Annotated in this window: 12 protein-coding genes; 4 read left to right on the top strand and 8 right to left on the bottom strand. The window is 67.3% G+C overall.

Going from position 1 to position 14,040, the window contains the following annotated elements:
- Positions 1–217: 217 nt before the first annotated feature.
- The 5 genes from MLE18_RS12260 to MLE18_RS12240 all read right to left on the bottom strand — a co-directional run bounded on the left by MLE18_RS12260 (position 218) and on the right by MLE18_RS12240 (position 7,351).
- Complete coding sequence (locus tag MLE18_RS12260; protein ID WP_243439091.1) at positions 218–943, bottom strand: acetolactate decarboxylase; 726 nt, start codon at positions 941–943, stop codon at positions 218–220.
- A 76-nt stretch (positions 944–1,019) separates the two neighbouring features.
- Positions 1,020–1,769 carry an N-acyl homoserine lactonase family protein gene (locus MLE18_RS12255; protein WP_243439090.1) on the bottom strand — a complete coding sequence of 250 codons (750 nt, stop codon included), beginning with the start codon at positions 1,767–1,769 and terminating at the stop codon, positions 1,020–1,022.
- Positions 1,770–1,848: 79 nt separating this feature from the next.
- Positions 1,849–5,004, bottom strand: a complete 3,156-nt coding sequence (locus tag MLE18_RS12250) for a UvrD-helicase domain-containing protein (protein ID WP_243439089.1) — start codon at positions 5,002–5,004, stop codon at positions 1,849–1,851.
- A 92-nt stretch (positions 5,005–5,096) separates the two neighbouring features.
- On the bottom strand, positions 5,097–6,356 hold the full coding sequence (locus tag MLE18_RS12245; RefSeq protein WP_243439088.1) for an HD-GYP domain-containing protein: 1,260 nt from the start codon (positions 6,354–6,356) through the stop codon (positions 5,097–5,099).
- A gap of 194 nt (positions 6,357–6,550) precedes the next feature.
- On the bottom strand, positions 6,551–7,351 hold the full coding sequence (locus MLE18_RS12240; RefSeq protein WP_243439087.1) for a MogA/MoaB family molybdenum cofactor biosynthesis protein: 801 nt from the start codon (positions 7,349–7,351) through the stop codon (positions 6,551–6,553).
- An 81-nt stretch (positions 7,352–7,432) separates the two neighbouring features.
- On the opposite strand from MLE18_RS12240, the gene rfbA reads away from it, so the two are divergent.
- The 3 genes from rfbA to MLE18_RS12225 all read left to right on the top strand — a co-directional run bounded on the left by rfbA (position 7,433) and on the right by MLE18_RS12225 (position 10,349).
- Entirely contained in the window at positions 7,433–8,314 is an 882-nt protein-coding gene (rfbA, locus tag MLE18_RS12235; RefSeq protein ID WP_243310667.1) for a glucose-1-phosphate thymidylyltransferase RfbA, read from the top strand.
- Positions 8,315–8,317: 3 nt separating this feature from the next.
- On the top strand, positions 8,318–9,511 hold the full coding sequence (gene argJ, locus MLE18_RS12230) for a bifunctional glutamate N-acetyltransferase/amino-acid acetyltransferase ArgJ (RefSeq protein WP_243439086.1): 1,194 nt from the start codon (positions 8,318–8,320) through the stop codon (positions 9,509–9,511).
- Between the two features lie 148 nt (positions 9,512–9,659).
- Positions 9,660–10,349, top strand: a complete 690-nt coding sequence (locus MLE18_RS12225; protein ID WP_243439085.1) for a hypothetical protein — start codon at positions 9,660–9,662, stop codon at positions 10,347–10,349.
- Between the two features lies 1 nt (position 10,350).
- Here the strand turns inward: MLE18_RS12225 and MLE18_RS12220 are convergent, their stop codons facing one another.
- The 3 genes from MLE18_RS12220 to MLE18_RS12210 all read right to left on the bottom strand — a co-directional run bounded on the left by MLE18_RS12220 (position 10,351) and on the right by MLE18_RS12210 (position 13,152).
- Positions 10,351–11,004 (bottom strand): TIGR04282 family arsenosugar biosynthesis glycosyltransferase, encoded by a 654-nt coding sequence (locus MLE18_RS12220; protein ID WP_243439084.1) that lies wholly within the window; start codon positions 11,002–11,004, stop codon positions 10,351–10,353.
- A 496-nt stretch (positions 11,005–11,500) separates the two neighbouring features.
- Positions 11,501–12,442, bottom strand: a complete 942-nt coding sequence (gene arsS / locus MLE18_RS12215; protein WP_243439083.1) for an arsenosugar biosynthesis radical SAM (seleno)protein ArsS — start codon at positions 12,440–12,442, stop codon at positions 11,501–11,503.
- Positions 12,439–13,152: a TIGR04283 family arsenosugar biosynthesis glycosyltransferase gene (locus tag MLE18_RS12210; RefSeq protein ID WP_243439082.1), complete on the bottom strand. Its 714-nt coding sequence runs from the start codon at positions 13,150–13,152 to the stop codon at positions 12,439–12,441. The genes arsS and MLE18_RS12210 overlap by 4 nt, the downstream gene beginning before the upstream one ends.
- 104 nt (positions 13,153–13,256) lie before the next feature.
- On the opposite strand from MLE18_RS12210, the gene MLE18_RS12205 reads away from it, so the two are divergent.
- Positions 13,257–13,955 carry a type 1 glutamine amidotransferase gene (locus tag MLE18_RS12205; RefSeq protein ID WP_243439081.1) on the top strand — a complete coding sequence of 233 codons (699 nt, stop codon included), beginning with the start codon at positions 13,257–13,259 and terminating at the stop codon, positions 13,953–13,955.
- The last annotated feature ends 85 nt before the right edge of the window (positions 13,956–14,040 follow it).

Below are 14,040 nucleotides of genomic sequence, written 5' to 3'. Positions count from 1 at the left end.
GGGGCGCCGCCCCGCACCCCGCCAGGGGGATGATCCCCCTGGACCCCGCGATAAAAAAATCCGGGAAGGCGACGCCTTCCCGGATTTTTGTTGTTTTTCCTTGGGGCGCAAGCTGCACGCTTATGGATGCGAAGCTATTGGGGGTGCAGGGGCATGATGCCCCTGCCGGTGGGGTTCGGGGAGGCAGCGCCTCCCCGAGGGATTTTGCGCGGCGCGCTCATGGGCACGGCGGCAACTCCAGGTCGAACTGCCGGATGGGCATGATCCCGGCCCGGGCAGTCTCCACCGCCGCTTCCAGCGTGTGGCCGCCGGTGGCCTTGTCCTGGCTGACGAAGTGGAAGTGCCACCCGGCCACCCAGGCCCCGGTGGGCTGGTCCGGGGCGCGCAGGGCGATGAGCGTGCCGCGCGCGTTCAGAAGCTCCTTCTTGTTCTGCTTGAGCAGGGCCTGCCCCAGGTCCGGGTAGGGCGGCTGGGAGATGGGTACGCTGCGGATCAGCAGGCGGGAGAACGTGCCCTCGATGCGCACGGCCGCGAAGCCGTCCTTGGGCAGCCTGGCGTCCAGGGCCTGGCCCAGCTCCTTGAGGGTGCTAACGCTTGCGAGGTCCAGCGTGGAGGCGGGCTTGAAGAACACCAGGTCCGCGAAGGGGGAGAGCGTGCCCCCGGCTGGGCGCGAGAGCGAACAGTTGGCGTCGGCGCGGTAGACCACGCCGTCGAGCACGATCATCTCGCCGTCCAGGCCGTGGAAGGTGCCCAGGCCGAAATCGCCGTGGGCGCGCAGGGCGTCCAGGCTGATGGTGCCCTCGTATGCGCCCGCCGCGAAGGAGTCGAACACGGCGTACTGGTAGAGCGCGGGGGGCTGCTGTTTGGGCGCGCAGGCGGCCAGCAGAAGCAGCAGAACGGGGAGGAGAATGCGGCGGGCCAGGACAGCAGGAACCGGGGTCACGGGGCCTCCAGGGGGATGAGGTTGCGGGGGAGGGGCCGCCCCTCCCCCGTGACTACAGCACTCAATCCTTCCCGAGCTACCCGATGGGGTCACCCTTGGCGAAGCTCGGCTCGTGGATGGGAACGATGATGTCCGCCATGTCCCGGCATTCCAGCACGATGTCGTAGGCCTTCTTCAGGTCCACGCAGGTGGAGGGCGGAATGACCTCCATGCCCAGCCCCTTCACTTCCTTGGGCGGGTAGAAATTCTCCATGATGCAGCAGAACCCGGTGATGAGCGCCTTGCCCTTGGCCGTGTCCACCAGCACGCTCATGGTGCCCTCGGTGTGGGCCGGGGTGTGGATCATCTTCACGCCGGGCACGACCTCGGTGTCTTCCTTGAGCGCCACGATCTGCCCGTTCTCCTCCACGTCCAGGATGAAGTCCTCCTGGTAGCGGTAGTCCAGCGGGTGCGGGTCGTGCACCAGCTCCAGCTCCTTCTCGTGCACGTAGAAGGCGGCGTTCTCGAACTTGTAGTCGTTCTCGCAGTGGTCGCGGTGCAGGTGGGTGTGGATCACGATGTCGATGTCCGCCGGGGTCAGGCCGAAGCGCCCCAGGGCGTCCTCGATGGTCTCGATCTTGCCGCCGATGAACTCCTCGCGGTCGGCGGAGACGATGGGCTTGAGCTCCCCCGTGTCCACCAGGATCTTCTTGTCGCCGCCCAGGATCAGCCAGGCGTACAGCGGTATCACGTAGGGCGTGCCCATCTGCTGCTGATAGGTCATGAAGCCTTTCTCGAAACGCTTGCTCCCCACCACGAGGGGGTGGATGGTGTAAGTGGCGGACATGTTCTTCTCCCGGGGGATTCAATCTGTGTTCACGGCAGGATAGCCATGCTCACGGCCTGTGGCAAGGCCGGGGCGCGGCTCACAACAGGCCCAGCTGTTTCTCCTTGCGCAGGGTCTTGGCCACCAGGTGCGACCGGCTGGCCTCCACCAGGTCGAGCTTCTTGAGGAAGCGGCTGGGCTTGAGCATCAGGAGCCGGCCGTACAGCTCGCGCTTCTCGGCGTGGCTCAGGTATAGGCGTGTCTTGGCGCGGGTCAGGCCCACGTAGAACAGGCGCTCCTCCTCGCGTTCGTCCACGGGGGCGTCCGCCGGGGAGGGCTTGCCGGAGAGGATGCCCGCGCCCGCGTAGGGCAGGATGCCGTCCTCCAGGGCGGGCAGGAAGACCACTTCGAACTCCAGGCCCTTGGAGGCGTGCAGGGTCATGATCCGCACCTTCTCCGCCCTGCGGCCCACCAGCTCCAGCTCGTTCTGGGCGTTCACGTGGGAGAGCAGCCCCGCCCAGCCCCCGTGCTCCTTGTAGGCGGCGCACAGGGCGCGGAACTCCGGCCCCTGCCAGAACAGGTGGTCGAAGGGCGGCACGTCGCGCAGGTAGAAGGCGATCTCCTTGGGGCCGCTGGCCAGCACGCGGTCGGGGCAGGCCAGGGCGGCCGCGCCCTCGATGTCCGCCATGCCCAGGAAACGCCCGGCCGCGTTGAGGATGGCCGTGACCCTGGGGTCGGCCCAGAAGGCCTCGGCCTCCGGCACGGAGCAGGGCACCCCGAAGCGGGTGAGCACCTTGGCGATGGGCTCCATCAGGCCCTTGAAGCGCACCAGGATGGCGATGTCGCCCGGCGAGAGCGAATGCCCCTGGCCCTTGGTCAGCGTGAGCGAGGTGGGGCCGAGCAGCTTGCGGATCTTCTCGCCCATCCAGGAAATTTCGCGCAGGCCCTGGGGGGCGGTGAACTCCATGATCTCACCCTGCCCGGCCGGGCGGACGGCCTCCAGCCGGGGGGAGTCGGGGAACAGGCCGTGCGCTAGGTCCAGGATGCGCTGGCTGGAGCGGTAGTTCTCCAGCAGGCCCACGGTCTGCAGGTCGCGCCAGAAGCCCTCCAGGGTTCGCCGCACGCCCTGCACCGCGCCCCGGAACCCGTAGATGGACTGGTTGGGGTCGCCTATGGCGAAGAAGCTGCGCGTGGAGCCGTCGGCCAGGGAGCGGATGATGGCCAGCTGCAGGGGGGAGAGGTCCTGCACCTCGTCCACCAGCACGTGCTTGAAATCGTTCTGGTAGATGCCCGTGTCGATCTTTTCCAGCCAGAACTCCAGCAGGTCCGTGTAGTCGGCCAGATTCCAGGAGGCCTTCTGGCGGGCGAAGCGCGCGGCGTGGTCCTCGGGCGAGGGGGCGGCGGGCTTGGCGGCCTCTGGCGGCTGGCCCGGGGCCTTGGGCCACACGGGCAGGGGGCGGCGCAGCATGCGCTCGCGGTCGACGCCCAGCTGCTGCCAGGCCTGCTTGAGCTTGGACCCGGCCAGCTCCGGGTTCACCTCGGCGTAGAGCCTGCGGGCGGCGTCTTCGCTTAAGAGCACAGGCTTCTCGCCGTAGGCCTCGGTCCAGTATTCGTAGGCCAGGGCGTGCAGGGTGTCGGCGCGTACGGCGGCCTGTCCGTCCTTTTCGCCCAGGCGCTCCCGCAATTCCTGTGCGGCGCGGCGGGTGAAGGTGAGCACCAGGATCTCGCCGGGGTCGGCTCCGCCGTCGATCAGGTGCCGGATGCGGGCCATGAGCGTGTGCGTCTTGCCCGTGCCCGGCCCGGCCAGCACCAGCATCCGGCGGGAGGGGCTGGTGGCGGCGTAGCGCTGGTGTTCGTTGAGGGAGCCGGGCGGAGTCTCGTTCGGGGCGGCGGGGGCTGCGGACGGCTGCTGGGTTTCGGCGGGGGCGGCTGCGGGCCTTTTGGCGGCGCCCCCCGGCGGGCTGACCAGGGCGGCCCCGCGCACGATGCGGGTGAGCTCCTCCGGGCTGAAGACGCGGATGCGCCCGTACTGCCCGTCGAAGCCGGGCTCGCGGAACACCTTGCCCTGGCGCATGCGCGCGATGGCCTCGGCCAGCACCGGAGAATCCTTGGCCAGGTCCTCCTGGGGGACGTCGGAGAGGATGTGCATCTCCGGCCCCAGGCGGGAGAGCAGCCTGGCCATGTGTTTTTTGACCTTGCCCGTGCCCGCGCCCACGCCGTCGATCTCGCCAAGCACCTCGCTGAGCGGGATCAGGGAGACGAACCCCGGCTGCCCCGGCGGGTTCACGGGCTGCTCGCGGTCGGCCAGCTCCATGACGCGGTGCAGCACGCCGATGGTCAGCGGCTTGCCGCACACCGGGCAGAGCCCTCCCTTGGCGCGGGTCTCGTGGGGGTCCATGACCACGCCGCAGGCCGAGTGGCCGTCCATGTGGTACTTGCCCTCTTCAGGGAAGAACTCCACCGTGCCCAGGAATTCGTGCCCAACGCCCTCGCCGCGCAGGGCGCGGTAGATGCCCTCGTAGGAGACCTCGCCCGAGAACAGGTTGGCTTCGCGCCCCAGCTTCTCGCCGGAGTGGGCGTCGGAGTTGGAGATCAGGCGGAAGCGGTCCAGCCCGGAGAGCAGGCGGTTCATGTCCGGGTCGGAGGAGAGGCCCGTCTCCAGGGCGAAAATGTGCTGGGCGTAGGCCCCGAAGCACTCCTCCACGGTGTCGAACCCCGACTTGGAGCCGAACAGCGAGAACCACGGCGTCCAGATGTGCGCCGGGACCAGGAACGCCAGCGGGTCCGTCTCCAGGACCATCTCCAGAAGGTGGCGGCTGTCCAGGCCCAGGATGGGCCGCCCGTCGGAGGCCAGGTTGCCCACGCGCTCCAGCTTGGCGTTGAGCTTGCGGGCCGCGTCGAAGGTGGGCACGTACACGAGGTTGTGCACCTTGCGGACTTTTCCGCCGCGCTTGTAGATGGAGCTTATCTCGGCAGAGAGCAGGAAGCGCGTGCGCCCCGGCAGGTGAAAACCGTCCAGCCAGGGGATTTCGGCCTCCAGGCCGGAGTTGTCCTTGAGGTGCAGGAGTCCGTCGCGGTCGGGTGCGAGCTGGTCTTCAAGCTCGGCAAGCCAGCCGGGGTGGGTGAAATCCCCGGTGGCGACCACGTCCAGGCCTTTGGCCCGTGCCCAGGCGGCGAGGTGGCGGGGCGTCAGCCCCTTGCTGGTCGCCCGGGAAAACCTGGAATGGACGTGGAGGTCGGCCCGATACTGATCCATCTCGCCCCGTGGGGCGGCTGTGGCGGCGGCCCCGGTCTGTGGCGGCGCTGATGAGGAGCGTCCGCCATGGTTTCCGGAGCAGTCTAGCGGGTTCAGGCGTAGGGGGCAATACCCGCCGCGAAACGCTGGAAGTCCCTCAAGGCCTGGGACTGGGCCTCCAGGCGCAGCCCGTCGTAGTCGCGCCCGCGCCCGAGCAGGGCGGAGGTGACGTCGCGGTCCAGGGCTCCCTCCGCCCCGGAGTTGCCGATGATGGAGGTTATCTGCCCGAGGTCCATGCCCCGGCGGTAGGGCCTGTCCTCGGCGAGGGCGGTGAAGATGTCGGCCACGGCCAGCACGCGCGAGGCCATGTCTATCTGCGAGGCGTCGATGCTGCCCGGGTAGCCCTTGCCGTCGAGCCGCTCGTGGTGCTGGCCCACCCAGCGGGCCACGTCCGAGAGCCCGGGCACGCCCGAGAGGGCGTTGAAGCCGTGCTCCGCGTGCTGGCGCATGGTCGCCATCTCGGCGGTATCCAGCGCACCGGGCTTGAGGATGATCTCCGCGGGCACGGCGAGCTTGCCCAGGTCGTGCAGCTGGCCCGCGATCTCAAGCTGCTCCAGGTCCTCCTCGGACATGCCCAGCTCCTGCCCGAGGGCCACGGCGATGGCAGTGACCCCGCGCGAGTGCGTGGCGGTGAAGCGGCAACGGAAGTCGATGATCTGACTGAAGACGCGCGACAGCGCGGACACCTCCCCGAAGCCGAGCACGGGGTTGCACTCCGGGGCGATGCCCCATTGGGCGCATTTCGCCGGGGGCTTAGCCATCTCCTCCCAGAAGCCGTGGCTTGCGGCCAGTTCCTCGAAGGCGTCCACCCACTCGGGGTTGAACATCTTGTTCCTGCCTGAGCGGATGCGTGCGACGATGCCGTCGGGGTCCAGGGGTTGGTCAGGAGAGCGGGGCAGCAGGGTGTCGACCCTGTCCACGAGGTAGACGAGGTTGCCCAGCGCCTTGCCGGGTCCGGGGGGGCCGTAGCTGGTGCGCATCCAGGACCAGGGGGTGTGGTGGGCCTGGACCATCTCCGCCGCCGCCTGAAAGCCGGGATAGCAGCGCAGCAGGCGGAAGCCCGTCTCGGGGTGGGAGGTGTCGTTGGAGTCGAACGCGAGGGCGTCCAGCCTGTCCTTGAGGGCGAAGGCCCCCACGTCGTGGAGCATGCCGGCCAGGCCCAGGTCGGCTATCTGCTGATCTTCCAGCCCGGCGGCGTGTCCCAGCCTGGCGGCCAGGGCGCCTACCCGGCTGTGGTGGCCCACGACGGCGGGGCTGATGAGGTCAAGGGAACCTGAAAGACACTCTGCAAGCTCGAACAACCTGATGGTCACGGCGTACTCCTGAAACGACCGGTTCAAAAATAAAAGAGTACGGACCGTCTTGCAAGGGGGGACGGGGCTTAAAATCCCGATTTGGTATGAATTGTTTGTGCTGCTACTGTCTATAGCGTGGGTGGCCGGGCCTAATGCCCGGCCGTTTCCATCTTGTCGGCAGGGTCACTCCGAAGCGGCTGCCGCCCGGCAACTCAGGCCTGGCCGCAGTCGCCGGGGTCCCCGTGGGATTTCTCCAGGGCGTGCTGCATGGCCGGAAGCACGGCGGCAAGGGTCTCGCGCACGCCCTTGGGGGAGCCGGGCAGGTTTACGATCAGGCTGTTGCCAAGAAAGCCCGCCACCGCCCGGGAGATCACCGCGCGCGGCGTGGCCTTGAGCCCGGCCAGGTGCATGGCCGTCTCGAAGCCGGGCAGCCGCCGCTCGATGACGGCCAGCGTCGCTTCGGGGGTGATGTCGCGCGGGGCCACGCCCGTGCCGCCGGTGGTCACGATGATGTCGAAACCCTGGGTCAGGGCCAGGTCTGTGAGCAGGGCTTTGAGCTTGCCCGTGTCGTCGGGCAGGATGTGCCCCTGGATGCAGGAGAGCTCCAGTTCGGCGGCCACCATGTCCCCGATGAGGGGGCCGGAGCTGTCCTGGCGCAGACCCGCCGCGCCCTTGTCCGAGAGGGTCACCCAGGCCAGGCTGTAGCCGCCCGTCCAGGCGGCGAAAGTGGCCGCGCCCGTGGGCAGGTAGACCTCGTCCAGGGCGTCGGCCAGGAGCACGTCCAGGGCCGGGGCCGCCCCGCCCTGGGGCCAGCGCACGCGGCCCGCCACCTGGAACAGCGGCGTGGAGCGCTGCCTGCCCAGGTACGCGCCCGCGCCCAGCTCCGGCAGGGCGCCCACCACTGTGAGCAGGGGGGAGGCCCCGCCTGCCTCCGCGCCGGAGGCCATGAGCACGCGCTGGCCCGGTTGGATGGTCGTGTCCTGGGCCACGGCGAGCAGCACGGAGTCGGTCATACGCGAAACCACCTTGACGGTTGCAATTTTGGAGGGCATGGGCCACAAAACCCGACTGAAACTCCACTTCCGAGGAAGCGCATGAAAGGCATCATCCTGGCCGGCGGCTCCGGCACGAGACTCTATCCCATCACCAGAGTGGTCAGCAAGCAGCTCCTGCCGGTGTACGACAAGCCCATGATCTACTACCCGCTGTCCGTGCTCATGCTGGCGGGCATCCGGGACATCATGATCATCTCCACCCCGCATGACCTGCCCCGCTTCGAGGAGATGCTCGGCGACGGCTCCTGGCTGGGGCTCAACTTCCACTACAAGGTGCAGCCCAAGCCCGAGGGCCTGGCCCAGGCCTTCGTGCTGGCCGAGGATTTCATCGGCAAGGACAAGGTCTGCCTGGTGCTGGGCGACAACATCTTCTACGGCCAGGGCATGGCCAGCGTGCTGCAGCGCTGCGCCCAGCTCGACAGCGGCGGCGTGGTCTTCGGCTACAAGGTGCGCGACCCCGAGCGCTACGGCGTGGTGGAGTTCGACGAGGCCCACAACGTCATCTCCATCGAGGAGAAGCCGAAACAGCCCAAGAGCAAGTTCGCCGTCACCGGCCTGTACTTCTACGACAACCAGGTGGTGGAGATCGCCCGCAACCTCAAGCCCTCCCCGCGCGGAGAGTTGGAGATCACGGACGTGAACAACGAATACCTCAAGCGCAAGCAGCTCAAGGTGGAGTTCCTGGGCCGGGGCTTCGCCTGGCTGGACACAGGCACCCACGAGTCCCTGCATCAGGCCGCCGGGTTCGTGCAGGCCATCCAGGACCGCCAGGGCCTCAAGGTCTCCTGCCTGGAGGAGATCGCGTTCCGCATGGGCTACATCACCGACGCCGACCTGGAGCACCTCGCCCAGGACATGCTCAAGAATTCCTACGGCCAGTACCTCATGGACGTTGTCCGCGAGGCCAGAGGGGAGGGCTGATCCATGACCAAGGCTGTTCCCGTTCCCAAGGGGTACTCCTTCGCCGCCCATGACGCGGGTTTCCGCTACCAGGGGCGCGACGACGTGGCCCTCATCGTTTCGGATCGCCCCGCCGCAGGGGCGGGCGTGTTCACCAAGAACCTGTTCCAGGCCGCGCCCGTCACCGTGGCGCGCCAGAACCTGCAAAGCGGCGAGACCATCCGGGCCTTCCTGGCCAACGCCGGGCAGGCCAACGCCTGCACCGGGGCCCAGGGCATCGCCAACTGCAAGGAGACCCTGGCCCTCGTGGCCGAGCGCCTGGGCCTGGAGCCGGAGGACATCCTGCCGGCCTCCACGGGCGTCATCGGCCCGCAGCTGAAGATGGACATCTGGCGCGCCCAGGTGCCCGCACTGGCTGGCAAGCTGGGCCAGTGCTCGCCCATCCAGGCGGCCAAGGCCATCATGACCACCGACGCCTTCCCCAAGATGGCCTGGGGCTCCGTGGAGTACGACGGCGGCGAGGTCCGGCTGTTCGGCATGGCCAAGGGCGCGGGCATGATCTGCCCCAACATGGCCACCATGCTCTGCTTCATCGTCTGCGACGCCCAGGTGGACACCGAGCGCTGGCAGGAAATGCTGGCCTCCGCCGTGGACGCCAGCTTCAACGCCGTCACCGTGGACGGCGACACCTCCACCAACGACTGCGTGCTGGCCATGGCCAACGGGGCCTCGGGCGTGCGCGTGCAGACCGACGGCGAGCTGGCCGCGCTCTCCGAAGCCCTGCGCGAGGTCTGCCAGGCCCTGGCCTACATGGTGGTGGAGGACGCCGAGGGCGGCACGCGCATCATCCGCGTGCACGTCACCGGCGCGGAGGACAACATGCAGGCCGAGACCTGCGCCCGCGCCGTGGGTCACTCGCCCCTGGTCAAGACCGCCATGTTCGGCCGCGACGCCAACTGGGGCCGCATCGTGGCGGCGGTTGGCCGCAGCGGCGCGGACTTCGACCCGGACAAGGTGACGGTGGCCATCGGAGGCATCCCGGTGTTCGCCGAAGGCCAGCCCGTGGAGGGCGACCTGGACGCCCTGCTGGCCCCGCACATGCGCCGCACCGAGGTGGCCGTGGATATCGACCTGGCCGCCGGGGACGGCGAATACCTGCTCCTGGCGTCGGACCTGGGCTACGACTACGTGAAGATCAACGGGGATTACCGTTCGTAGCGGAGAGAAATCCGTATCAGATGTTCATATGGCCGGGTCTCCTTCAGGAGGCCCGGTTTTTTTGTGCAACAGCGGCATATTGGGCGAAACCATCTCGAATGACTTCGGGGTGAGGGTACTTAACCCCAAGCTGGGAGGAGGTGGCGTTATGAATGATGCGATGTTCATGAAGAGGATGTTTCATGGCTATATACGTAATTATGCTGCATTACGGTGGCATGTGCTCAATAACTATGCGGACATGACGTCGCTTGAGATAAGTTATTTCAGTAAACTTGGTACGCTTTTGGGGTATGTTCCGGTCAGGGAGTACGCTGACGTGCCGCCAGCTCAGCATCATTACGCGAACAAAAGCAACCCGAGAGATCTTGTCTGGCTTAACCTTGAAGAGAATAAGGTGATTCTTCATCTGGAGCGTGAGAATGAGAGCAGTAATTATTTTAATGCTGTGAGAAACGTCAAGAATAAACTGCTGGATTCAGCACAATTTCCAGAGGACAGATATTTGGTTGGTGTGTTCGGTTGGGTAACAGATGCCGACTATTCGGGCATGATCGGATTTGTGGCGAATAATAACCACTATCAAAAGAAGAATGTGATGTTTATAAGCTACATCGGCCCAACAAAGAACGAAGCCACGCAGATAGTATGTGATATTTTCCCAAAGGGCAGTCACGAAAGGTGCGAAGCCTGGGCGGAACTGGACAAGGGGGGATACTGGTATGCGCATTTCGGGCCTGCGCCATCGGCGGAGTGCCAGCCGCTGCCCCCCCCAGCCGTGCCCAGATGGATTCAAATCAAGGCCGGTACGAATCAGATAACTAACCAGAGGACGTAATTTACTTCTGAATTACATCTGGGCCGCTTGCCCCAACGGTGATTGCGGCCTCGATCGTCCTTCTCCCAGCGCCTTCCGGCGGGGCGCTCAACAGCGCCTCTAGGTCCTCCACGGTGTCCAGGTCCGCCAGCATGGGCAGTTGGGCCGGTTCCAGCGGCTCCAGCACCCGCATGGTGGCCTCGAACACCTCCGGCGTGCTCCAGGGGATGTTCTCGAACACGTCCGGCAGGTAGCTCGCGGCCCTGAAGCCCACGGTCCAGTAGCCGCCGTCGGGGCTGGGTCCGATGAGCGCCGGTTCCGATCGCAGCAGGCGGCAGAGTTGCGACGCCCTGCGCGCCGTGAGACCGGGCAGGTCCGACCCCAGGGCCGCGGCCGACGCGTAGCCTTGCTCGAAGGCCCAAGCGAAGGCGTTGTGCAGGCGCTGGCCCAGGTCCGCCCCTTCCTGGGGGATCACCCGGTCGAGCGAAGGCAGCCAGTTCCGCACTTCGTCCAGGCCGTCGACAGGGTCGACGAAGCCGATGACATCCGCGCCGCAACCCGCAAGGGCGTCCAGCATGTCCTCCACGCAGGCGCGGTACAGGGCCAGGGCGGCTTCGTCCCCCAGTCGGGCGGCCAGGCGTGTCTTCACCCGGCCCTGGCGCGGGGCGCGCAGCATGAAAAGGATGCAGAGGGGAGAAGAGGGAGGGGAAGTCAGAAGATGCCTCCGGCGGCCAAAGGAACTTCGTTCCTTTGGAATCCTGTATTGCTTCGCGTTCACGGCGCGAGCGCGTCGCAGGATAGAGAAACGCTGGAATGTATCAAGTCCTGACCGGGCCGAAAGGATGCGGGCTTTGCCTACAGTGGGCGGGCCGCAGATATTTGACCCGAGTCAGCGCAGCCGATGCTGCGGCAAGGTATCAATGCGCAGCTTTTCCGGCTGGCCAAAGTGAGACCCGCCGCGCGCCTGTCGCCGGTGCGGGACCGGTCCGGGCTGTCTTGCGCTGGCGCTTGCGCCAGAGGGCCGAAGGCCCGGCAGCTTGGGCAGCCCGAGGCCGGGTCGCACCGGCGACAGGCGTGGTACAACCCGATTTCTTGCCCGTTGCTCTTGCCCGGCAGCTTGGGCAGCCCGGCCGTGCCGCGCAGGCAACTGGCGTGATACAACCCACGTCTCTTTATGCCAGCGCGCCCTTGCAGCTCGACCCGGCCCCGGCGGTGCAGCCCAGGCAGTGCGGCCCCGTGACCACCACGCGTCCGGCCAGGGCCTCCCTGTCGAAGGCGTCGATGTGGTCCGGCGCGCCGTGGTTTATCCGCAATCCCAAAGCCTGGTTGAAGTCGCAATCGTACAGCGCCCCGTCCCAACCCACGTTCACCTGGCTGCGGCACATCAGCCCGCTCAGCGTGTCCGGGTTGAACTTCTCGCGCAGCAGGGTCCAATAATCCTTGTCCTGGCCTTTGCTCTCCAACTCCTCCAGGTAGCGGCCCAGGGGCATGTTGGTGATGGTCCGCAGGTTGGAGAACGCCACCCCGTGCAGGCTGAGCGCCTTGCGGTAGTCGCCCTCCAGGGCCTTCTCGTCCGGCGGCAGGTAGGGGCCCAGGGGGTGGTTGAACACCAGGTCTAGGGTCGGCCCGCCCGGCTGGGCATAGCCCAGGGCGTTCAAGCGGCGCATGGCCTCGATCACCTTGGAGTGCACGCCCGCGCCGCGCATGGGGTCCACGTTCTCGGCCAGATAGCAGGGCAGGGAGGCCACCAGGCCGATGCCAAGCCCGGCGTACAGCTCGTAGAAGTGCTCGAAGCCCTGCTCCGTGAGGATGGCCAGGTTGGTGCGCACCTGCACGGTGAGCCCCGCCCCGCGCAGGGTGCGCAGGAAGCCGGGCAGGCCGGGGTTCAGCTCCGGGGAGCCGCCCGTGACGTCCACCAGAGCCGGGCGGACCTCCAGCGCGGCATGGGCCACCTTGTCCAGGGTGGCCTCGTCCATCAGTTCGGTGCGGTGCGGCCCGGCCTCCAGGTGGCAGTGGGTGCAGGCCAGGTTGCACTTGAGGCCCACGTTCACCTGGAGCACGTCCAGGCCCGAGGCCTGGAGCTCGCCCCCGGCCAGCTGTTCGAAAGCGTTCATGAATGCTCCTTCAATGGGCCTGCGGCCCGGTGCAGGGGCGCGAGCCGTTCCGGCGGCACGCCCAGCAGATACAACAGGATGATATACCAGTTCAGGAAAGTCCTGCGCCAGACGCCCTCGGCCTCCCAGCGTCTGGGCGAGGCCAGGGTGCGCCCCTTGGCGAAGCCGATGCGCAGGCCCGCCCGGCGGGCGCGGACCATGATGTCCACGTCCTCCAGGATGGGCATGTCCGCGAATCCTCCCAGCGCGTCGAAGGCGGCGCGGGTGAAGAACTGCGCCTGGTCGCCGTAGGGGGCCAGGGTCAGCCGGGAGCGCAGGCTGGCCACCCGGGCGATGAGCCGCAGGGACCACTTGTCCGAGCGGATGCCCAGGTCGAAGGCTCCGGCCTGGCTGCGTCCCCCGGCCAGGGCGTCGTCCATGGCCTGGAAGGCTCCGGCTGGCAGGGCGCAGTCCGCGTGCAGGAACACCAGCACCTCGCCCCCGGCGTGTCGCGCGGCGGCGTTCATCTGCCGGGCTCGCCCTCGCGGGGCGGGCACGGCCAGCACGCCGGGGCGCTCCAAGGCGGCCAGGGTGGTGCGCTGCGGGTGGCCGTCCGCCACGAGGATCTCCACGCGCCGCCCGTAGCCCACGGTGCGGATGTGGTCCACCAGGGCGTTGATGCGCTCCTCCTCCCCCAGCACGGGAACGATGACCGAATACGAAAAGGACATGGCTCACGCTGCATAACAGGCCCGGAGCCTTCCCGCAAACGTTGGCTTGGTTGCCTCTTGACGTATTTGCGAAACCGGTCCAACTCCCTGGCGAGGAGTCTCATATGCTGATCAGAACGTTCGAGCACGAGCCCTTCGAGGGCCCGGCCAACATAGAGGCCTGGGCCGCAAAGCGCGGCCATACGATGGTTCGCACCTTCCTGCACGCCGGGGATGCCCTGCCCCAGACGCCCGATTACGACATGCTCGTGGTCATGGGCGGCGGCATGAGCGTGCACGACGAGCTTCAGTTCCCCTGGATGCGCGAGGAGAAGGAGTGCCTGAAGCAGGCCGTGGCCAGGGGCCGCAGCGTGCTGGGCGTGTGCCTGGGCGCGCAGATGCTCTCCGAGGCGCTGGGCGGCTGCGTCTGCCAGGGCAGGCACCGGGAGATCGGCTGGCACCCCGTGCGGCTGACCCCATGGGCGGCCACGAATCCGGCCTTCGCCGGGCTGCCCAGGCAGTTCATGGGCTTCCATTGGCACGGGGAGACGTTCTCCATCCCGCGCGGGGCCAACCTCCTGGCGGAGAGCGACGCCTGCGCGCATCAGGCCTTCGCCGTGGGGGCCAAGCTGGTGGGGGTGCAGTTCCATTTCGAGACGACGATGGAGAGCATGGAGCAGTTCCTCTCCGCCGCCGGGGACGATCTTGCCCCGGGCGATTACGTGCAGACGGCCGCACAGATGCGGGAAGGCGCGGCGCGGCACATGGCCGCGCTGGAGGGGATGTTGTTCAGGTTGCTGGACAATATGGCCAGGGAGATTTGAGAGCGGAAGGAATGTTTGGGTTGTAGTCTCCGGGGGAGCCCCCTCCGGGACGGCGGCGGACGATATATTTGAAGAATATCGCCCG

It is taken from the genome of Fundidesulfovibrio soli, assembly GCF_022808695.1.
Taxonomy (GTDB): Bacteria; Desulfobacterota; Desulfovibrionia; order Desulfovibrionales; family Desulfovibrionaceae; genus Fundidesulfovibrio; species Fundidesulfovibrio soli.
The sequence above is the reverse complement of the archived record's forward strand: the minus strand, read 5'-3'. Positions and strand labels throughout refer to the sequence as shown.

What these genes read in the sequence shown, in the direction of transcription:
- MLE18_RS12250 (WP_243439089.1), bottom strand. Translation starts at nt 5,004, where the DNA reads ATGGATCAGTATCGGGCCGACCTCCACGTCCATTCCAGGTTTTCCCGG.
- arsS (WP_243439083.1), bottom strand. Translation starts at nt 12,442, where the DNA reads ATGAACGCTTTCGAACAGCTGGCCGGGGGCGAGCTCCAGGCCTCGGGC.
- argJ (WP_243439086.1), top strand. Translation starts at nt 8,318, where the DNA reads ATGACCAAGGCTGTTCCCGTTCCCAAGGGGTACTCCTTCGCCGCCCAT.
- MLE18_RS12210 (WP_243439082.1), bottom strand. Translation starts at nt 13,152, where the DNA reads ATGTCCTTTTCGTATTCGGTCATCGTTCCCGTGCTGGGGGAGGAGGAG.
- MLE18_RS12220 (WP_243439084.1), bottom strand. Translation starts at nt 11,004, where the DNA reads ATGCTGCGCGCCCCGCGCCAGGGCCGGGTGAAGACACGCCTGGCCGCC.
- rfbA (WP_243310667.1), top strand. Translation starts at nt 7,433, where the DNA reads ATGAAAGGCATCATCCTGGCCGGCGGCTCCGGCACGAGACTCTATCCC.
- MLE18_RS12255 (WP_243439090.1), bottom strand. Translation starts at nt 1,769, where the DNA reads ATGTCCGCCACTTACACCATCCACCCCCTCGTGGTGGGGAGCAAGCGT.
- MLE18_RS12225 (WP_243439085.1), top strand. Translation starts at nt 9,660, where the DNA reads ATGAATGATGCGATGTTCATGAAGAGGATGTTTCATGGCTATATACGT.
- MLE18_RS12240 (WP_243439087.1), bottom strand. Translation starts at nt 7,351, where the DNA reads ATGACCGACTCCGTGCTGCTCGCCGTGGCCCAGGACACGACCATCCAA.
- MLE18_RS12205 (WP_243439081.1), top strand. Translation starts at nt 13,257, where the DNA reads ATGCTGATCAGAACGTTCGAGCACGAGCCCTTCGAGGGCCCGGCCAAC.